A 6,477-nucleotide genomic window follows, 5' to 3' on the forward strand; every position below is an offset into this window, starting at 1 on the left:
TTCAACATCAAAGAAACCAGACTGCTTCATATCGCCATTCCCTCAATCAACGCAGAAGAAATAGAATCATACAGAAGACCTCAAAACCAGGGGGTTTTTAGAACCCTCCAGATAGAATATTCTGAAATGGCGATAGGACAGTGTTATTTGCCATCCTTACGGTGAACTGCTGGATTTGATCAGTCGGAGCAAAATGGAGAATCAGATTTCCATGTCCGCTATTCGGATAGTAGCTTGGCTCCATTCATGTCGTGAATGAGGCGGAAGCAGCCTGTCTGCTTCATATTACTTGAGTAGACAGGCAGTTTAGTTGGGGGAGACGGAATGTCGGCTTTTAGGTTCGAAAAACAAAGAAGTAGACAGTCGTGTGATATATGGTTCGATATAAAACAGTTGATCGAATTTTAATCACCTTGAGGTGTATTCATGAAAGTTCTCGCGCCGTGTTTTGAATGCACGTTTTCTTCTAACCCTCGCTTTGAATCACAATTGGTCGATTATTTCGACGATGGGGTTGCATTCGTAACATGTTCTGTAGGGCACAAATTTGCTGTCATAGTGCAGGCTCAAAAATTTGAAATACTTTTAAATTCAGGAGGTGCGGCGCTCCTAGAGGGGTTCACGCTTGAGGCGTGCGCCAGCTTTTCAGCGGCCCTCGAACGCTTCTATGAATTCTTTATCAGAAGTTCTGCAAGAAGCAGAGAAATTTCGACTGATCTGTTCGATGAGATGTTCAAGACTATGGCGCAGCAATCAGAAAGACAGTTTGGAGCTTTTCTGATGCTATATCTCTTGGAGTTCAACGCGCCCTATAAAGAAAACCCAAAGATAAGAACATTTAGAAACAAAGTTATACATAAAGGAGAGATACCAAAAAATGATGAAGCTACTGAATTCTGCTCTTGGGTATACGACGAGATAAATAAAGTTTACCAAAGCATGTTAGATAAAGGCGATAATTTTTACCTACAAGAAGCGACTATGGAAATGGTGGTTAGTCGTCGAAAAAATATACCAAATGGTATGCGTGTCGCAACGGTTGGTGAGGCAGGTGTTTTTCCTTTGTGTAATAAGGACCAAAAGGCCTCTTTTAGTGAAGCGTTAGAGGCTTTCCGGAAATCACGTGAAATGTTGCGGGGAACAGTTATTGACCCCTTTCCGATGGGCAGACACGGCCATTCAGAGTAAAATTAATATTATATTTTGCATGTCGACCGCCTTCAGGTTCCAGGATCACGCTGGCAGGCTACGTCCAGTTTCGAGAATCCATTAGTCCCGGCTAAATGTCCGCGAAGAGGGCGTGAGCGGACTATTTCCTAAGCCTGATGATTCCGAGTTCGTGCCACATCCACCCAAAATCGTAGGCAGCCATGGCACCGCCACTCCCTTGGGCGCGGACCGTAGTGTTTTCGATATCCTTCAACCAGATGGCCACTTTTTTACGTCCTGAGGCTGTCTGGACGGCCTGGCGCGGCGTCAAATCCCCCAGGGCCGGGACTGGCTCATCAAGCACCTGCCGATAGTGCCGCTCCAGCATCTGCCCGATAATCCGGGCTTCCTCCTCGGGCGGGATCTGCAGTTCTGGCGAGACCTCCCGTCCATGCGTCCCCCGGTCTTCCATCGCCTGCGCCGGCGTCATGATCTGCGTGAACGGAGCGTGCACGAGATCTCCCAGACCAACCTGCAGCATGGCACGACCACGTTCGGCACGCTCTTTCGAGTTCACCTGCAGCCGCAACTGCCGCTCCTTCAGATCCAGCGTGCCCAGCACGATCGCACCATCATCCATCTCCGTGCGCAGGAACCGCCCGTTTTCATCTCGTCCAGCCTTGCGCACGGGATCGCTCATCGGCTCTTTCAGCCAGTTCCAGAATGACCGGTTTTCCGGTCGCAGGGCCATGATCCCGTCAAGCACGTCCGCCACTGTCTTCTGCGTCACGCCCTTTGCCAGCGGAAAACACACTTCATGGAAGACCAGATCCTCTCCGTCCCCATTGAACAAAGCTGGCCCCTCCATCTGCCGGGCCATGTCCTCCAGTGTCCGGAACAGCCAGGTCAGCGTGAACATCGGCGCAAGCTCACGCAGGGTCTGCGTATCGACTTTCGGAAACTCGGCCTTGCCCCGCCGCTTCCGAAGCACCTTGTAAAGGTGCGTCGCCAGATCTTCGCAGGCACCCCGTGAATAGGCGAGCAGCCCGCCTGCCAGAATGGTCTTTCCATCGGACAGCACGAGACGTGCTGCAATCCGGTCCCACTGTTCCAGTGTCCGGGTTGCCGTGCCTTCATGCACCAGAACCGGATCACCACCCCGCAGCAGGTCACGCGCCATCAGGCTCTGGCCGGGTTTGATGTCCGAGACTTCATACAGGCTCATGACCGAAGCCTTGAGGGCACGCATATAGGCGCTGTTACGCGGCCCTTCCTTCCAGCCCCGACGCTTGAGGTAAACGTCCACGAAGTTCCGGCTATCGTCCCAGTCCTGCCCGAGAAAATCCTCGAAGGCGCAGCCCCATAGCGTCATGGCGACGTCGGGACCGATCATCTCCGCCAGATCCTCGAACGTGATGTCGCCCGCTTCCAGCGCCGGACCGATGTGATCGCCGAGCACTTCGCCAAAACACTCCTGCCAGTCCTCCTGACCGAGATAACGGATCAGTCCCGTGAGTTCGTCTGCGGCCATGGCTGCTCCTGCGTCTCCTGATACGGACAGCAGAGGGGCAGACTGTCCTGACTCGACAAGCCTAGAATGATACCCCAAAACAGGCGACAGGGTGCCTCACTCTTCAATCACGCATTTGTGAAAGTGGACAAAAATGCGCCCCGGTACCTTTTCGTCTGTTTCCTATGTGTTTCCTGCGGGGAATTTTAGGCAACAAAAAACCCGCCTGTTTAGGGCGGGTTTATCGTGTCCGATCAAGGACGTACGCTTGGTTACGGGGGCACACAACCAAAGAAAACTGCTGCTTGTCAGCGGCTTCGTTGAACGGTTGTGAGCACATTTAACTAACTGAAAAAATAAAATATTTTTCTCTACTTTTGTTTGATCCTTTATCACCCTTGCTCCGAAAGAACTGGATGCCCCCTGCCCTACGGCCAGTCTGTTACTATGTCAGAGACTATGGATTGCCTTTCCCGCGATCCAGAAGACACCAAAAGCATTGAGTGCAAATCCGTGGCTCACGATTCAGGGGAAAAACAGCATGTAGCCGCTGCTTCTTACTCCCGTACCCTCCCCAACCAGAATATCGCGTATCACGAGATCATTGATATCTCGCATGACTGTACCCGCCTCGCATTATTCCGACAGTTATGGGGGGGGAAAGGAGAATGTCGGCTGTCAGGCATGAAAACCCGACCTAACCGAGAGGCATATTCGCATTCGTGAACGCATTACGTCCCACGTCTGATCTGGTCCTGCCGGACTGAGTGTTCAATTATCGTCTTGCCCTGCACGTTCTGTTTTTCAGATATCCCGGTATAGAAAGACAAGGAGCGGGACGGGCCACAGGAACGGAAAACTACCGTGCAAGGCCAGCCCCATGGCGGCGGCCATCACGCCAGCCAGAAAAGCCCCCCACGAAAGTAGCGGCAGAAAAATGCTTCCTGCGACAGGGCGAGTGTTCCTGTCCGGCGCAAGACATGACGCTACCCATTCCGCAATTCACGATGCGGCTTTCAGCAGGTTTGTTGTCACGACGATCGTGGGCATGGGCGTGCCGGAGAATTTCGCGATCGTTTCGCCCTGAACAGCCAGCAGTGCCGGAAGCACGAGAAATTCGCCCCAGTAGCGTAGGGAGGATCCATGCACGATCTGTGCCAGAACCATGAAGATTGTCATCACCATGGCACCATAAGCTGGCGACCATAACAGCCGCATCAGGCCGGACAGGATGGCGGCAAGGAAAAAGACACCCAGCACACCCACCAGAAGCAGGCCATGGTGCCAGTTTCCGCTGATAAACGAGGCGCCCATATGCGTGGTATTGCCCGTCATCGCGCCTGCAAAGACACCGCCCAGATCGACGAAACTCAGGGCATCCACATAGCCTGCGACAAGCCCGAGAATGAGAACCCGCCGGGCGGAAATCGAGACCGGGAGAAGGGAGGAGGGCATTATTGCGACCGGGAAGCGATTGACGGATAGAGCCTGCGGGCGACCCGCTCCATGGTCAACCCCTGCACGATGATGGTGAACACCACGACACCGTAACAGACAGGCAGCAGCAGGTCGCGCAGGTCTCCGGGTGGTAGGCCAAGCGCCAGAGAAACCGAGATGCCGCCACGCAGGCCGCCCCATGTCAGGATGCCGAGGACACGGCCCCGCTCCCACTGCCGGAGATGAACCGGCAGGGTGGAGAACAGCACACTCAATGCCCGCACGGCAATGGACAGCGGGATCACGACAAGCGTCGCCAGAACCGTGAACAGATGCGGCGTGATCTCCAGTATTTCAAAGCCGATGAGCATGAACAGCAGGACGTTCAGCACTTCGTCAATCAGCGTCCATGCAATGTCGAGTTCCTTGCGCGATACTTCATCGAAAATGGAATGGCTGTAGCTGGTTCCGAAGCAGAGACCGACCACGACGACGGCAATCGCACCGGACATCCCCAACTGATTGGCGATGCTGAAGGTTCCGGTCGCCAGAGCCAGCGAGGTCAGCAGATCAATATGCGGGTCACGCTGTCCCTTGAGCACACGAAGAGCAATCCACCCGGTTATCGCTCCAAGAAGACCACCACCGAGCGCTTCGCGGCAGAAGCTCATGGCAATCTCAGAAGCGCCCACCCCTTGACTGTCTCCAGTCGCCAGCCCGATCGTCACACCGAAAATGACGACGCCCACGCCGTCATTGAACAGGCTCTCGCCCGCAAAGACGGCCTGTAGCGGTCCTGGCAGTCCCAGACGTTTCAGCATTCCCACGACCGAAACCGGGTCTGTCGGAGCGAGGATAGCGCCGAGCACGATGCACCATGTAAAGGGAACGGCATGGCCCAGCAGCGGGAAAACACACCACGCCGCGACCGCCAGAAACGCCACGGCCAGAACGGTTCCCAGAATGGAGAGAGCGGTCACAGACATCAGCTTTGCTCGCAGATGCCCGACATCCACCTGCATGGCTCCCGCAAAAAGCAGCAGCGAAAGGGCACCGTTCAGAAGTGCCGCAGGCAGATTGATCGCGCCGAGTACAGACCGTGGGAGAGCCTGAAGGTCATAGGCCGGGATCAGAGGGTTCAGGATCATGACCAGAAGCGAGGTCAGCAATGAGAAGACCAGAACGCCGATCGTGACAGGAACACGCAACGTATGGTGGTTGAGAATGCTGAAGCCTGCCGAGAGCGTCAGGAGTAGAGCAAGAAGGCTGATGGTATCCATGACCTCACCGCTGACTGCTCAGGCTCCTTACGTCAAGAAAAACCGAAAATAGTCCGCTATTCGAGAAGCTTAACCGGGCATTGAATGACAAAAATGAGGCGTGTTCTGACGGCAGTTTCTGCTTCACGAACAGCGTATTCGCTTGATGGGGTAATGATCCATTTGTCCGTCTTCCGAAAGAAATGTGGCGTGTTCAGCTTGCGCCTGCGCCATCAGGAGATGGTCAAACGGATCACGATGATGCAAAGGCAAAGACATAAGAATCTGCAGGTGTTCGGGCTGTATTTGCAGCAGAGAGAAACCTTCCGCAGGAATGGCTGCTAGAATATCGTTCATATCCGCATCAAGCTTTCCGATACGGATTTTGATCGCAATCTCCCATAATGATACGATACTCACCAGAATATCGTGGACGGGATCTGCGATAATTTCTCGTGCAGTCTCACCCAGCCGGTCGGAGCCCGAAAGCCACCACAGCAACGCATGCGTATCAAGCAGAACCTTCACAGGTCGCGTTCCATGCTTTCAAGAAGGTCCGGCGGTGTCTCATCAAAATCTTCGCTCATTCTGATCCGCCCACGAAGAGCTCCTGGCTGACGACGAGGACGATAGGAAGGAGCTGGCGGACGCAGTTCAGCGACAACCTGATCGTGAGACGTCACGAGGATCGTACTGCCCTGTCTGACCTGACGCAGATACGCTGTCAGGTTTCCCCGGAACTCCCGAACACCGATTTTCTGTGGTAATGGTGCGTTATCTGAAAGATGCTGGCTCATGGTCTCCTCCCCATGTGTCATCATAACATGTACACATAGGGAGGAGGTAGAGAATTCCTGAGGCATGTTTGTTTCAGAGATCAGTGGCTTCCGACAGTGCCAGAGCGTCCTCGACATCCACCCCAAGGTATCGAACCGTACTATCCAGTTTTGAATGACCCAGCAGGATCTGCACGGCTCGGATATTACCGGTTCGTTTGTAAATCATGGCAACCTTAGGGCCTGTTAGATCTTGAATTTCTTCCCATATTGTAGGGATGGAAGAAGGAGACAGAACAGGCACCTTTACGGACGAGACATGGGCGATCTGGGAACCTCTGATTGA

At 53.8% G+C, this 6,477-nt stretch carries 6 protein-coding genes and 1 pseudogene; 1 reads left to right on the forward strand and 6 read right to left on the reverse strand.

Annotation, left to right across the window (positions count from 1 at the left end; genetic code table 11):
• Positions 1 to 426 precede the first annotated feature (426 nt).
• The gene (locus tag GOB87_RS16025) at positions 427 to 1,188 is read left to right on the forward strand and encodes a hypothetical protein (RefSeq protein WP_166319036.1); all 762 of its coding nucleotides are present in this window, start codon (positions 427 to 429) and stop codon (positions 1,186 to 1,188) included.
• Between the two features lie 121 nt (positions 1,189 to 1,309).
• Here GOB87_RS16025 and GOB87_RS16030 read toward each other — a convergent pair whose 3' ends face one another.
• The 6 genes and pseudogenes from GOB87_RS16030 to GOB87_RS16675 form a co-directional block, all read right to left on the reverse strand.
• Positions 1,310 to 2,680: a hypothetical protein gene (locus GOB87_RS16030; RefSeq protein WP_166319039.1), complete on the reverse strand. Its 1,371-nt coding sequence runs from the start codon at positions 2,678 to 2,680 to the stop codon at positions 1,310 to 1,312.
• A gap of 981 nt (positions 2,681 to 3,661) precedes the next feature.
• Complete coding sequence (locus GOB87_RS16035; protein ID WP_242006530.1) at positions 3,662 to 4,114, reverse strand: DUF1275 family protein; 453 nt, start codon at positions 4,112 to 4,114, stop codon at positions 3,662 to 3,664.
• Positions 4,114 to 5,376 (reverse strand): cation:proton antiporter, encoded by a 1,263-nt coding sequence (locus GOB87_RS16040; protein ID WP_166319042.1) that lies wholly within the window; start codon positions 5,374 to 5,376, stop codon positions 4,114 to 4,116. Before GOB87_RS16040 ends, GOB87_RS16035 begins: the two co-directional genes overlap by 1 nt.
• Before the next feature lie 123 nt (positions 5,377 to 5,499).
• Entirely contained in the window at positions 5,500 to 5,883 is a 384-nt protein-coding gene (locus tag GOB87_RS16045; protein ID WP_010516858.1) for a type II toxin-antitoxin system VapC family toxin, read from the reverse strand.
• Complete coding sequence (locus tag GOB87_RS16050) at positions 5,880 to 6,218, reverse strand: type II toxin-antitoxin system Phd/YefM family antitoxin (RefSeq protein WP_012813325.1); 339 nt, start codon at positions 6,216 to 6,218, stop codon at positions 5,880 to 5,882. Before GOB87_RS16050 ends, GOB87_RS16045 begins: the two co-directional genes overlap by 4 nt.
• Before the next feature lie 7 nt (positions 6,219 to 6,225).
• Positions 6,226 to 6,477 (reverse strand): annotated as a pseudogene (locus GOB87_RS16675) (hypothetical protein); the annotation flags it as partial.

The sequence above is a fragment of the Acetobacter estunensis genome, assembly GCF_011516945.1.
In the GTDB taxonomy this organism is placed as follows: Bacteria; Pseudomonadota; Alphaproteobacteria; order Acetobacterales; family Acetobacteraceae; genus Acetobacter; species Acetobacter estunensis.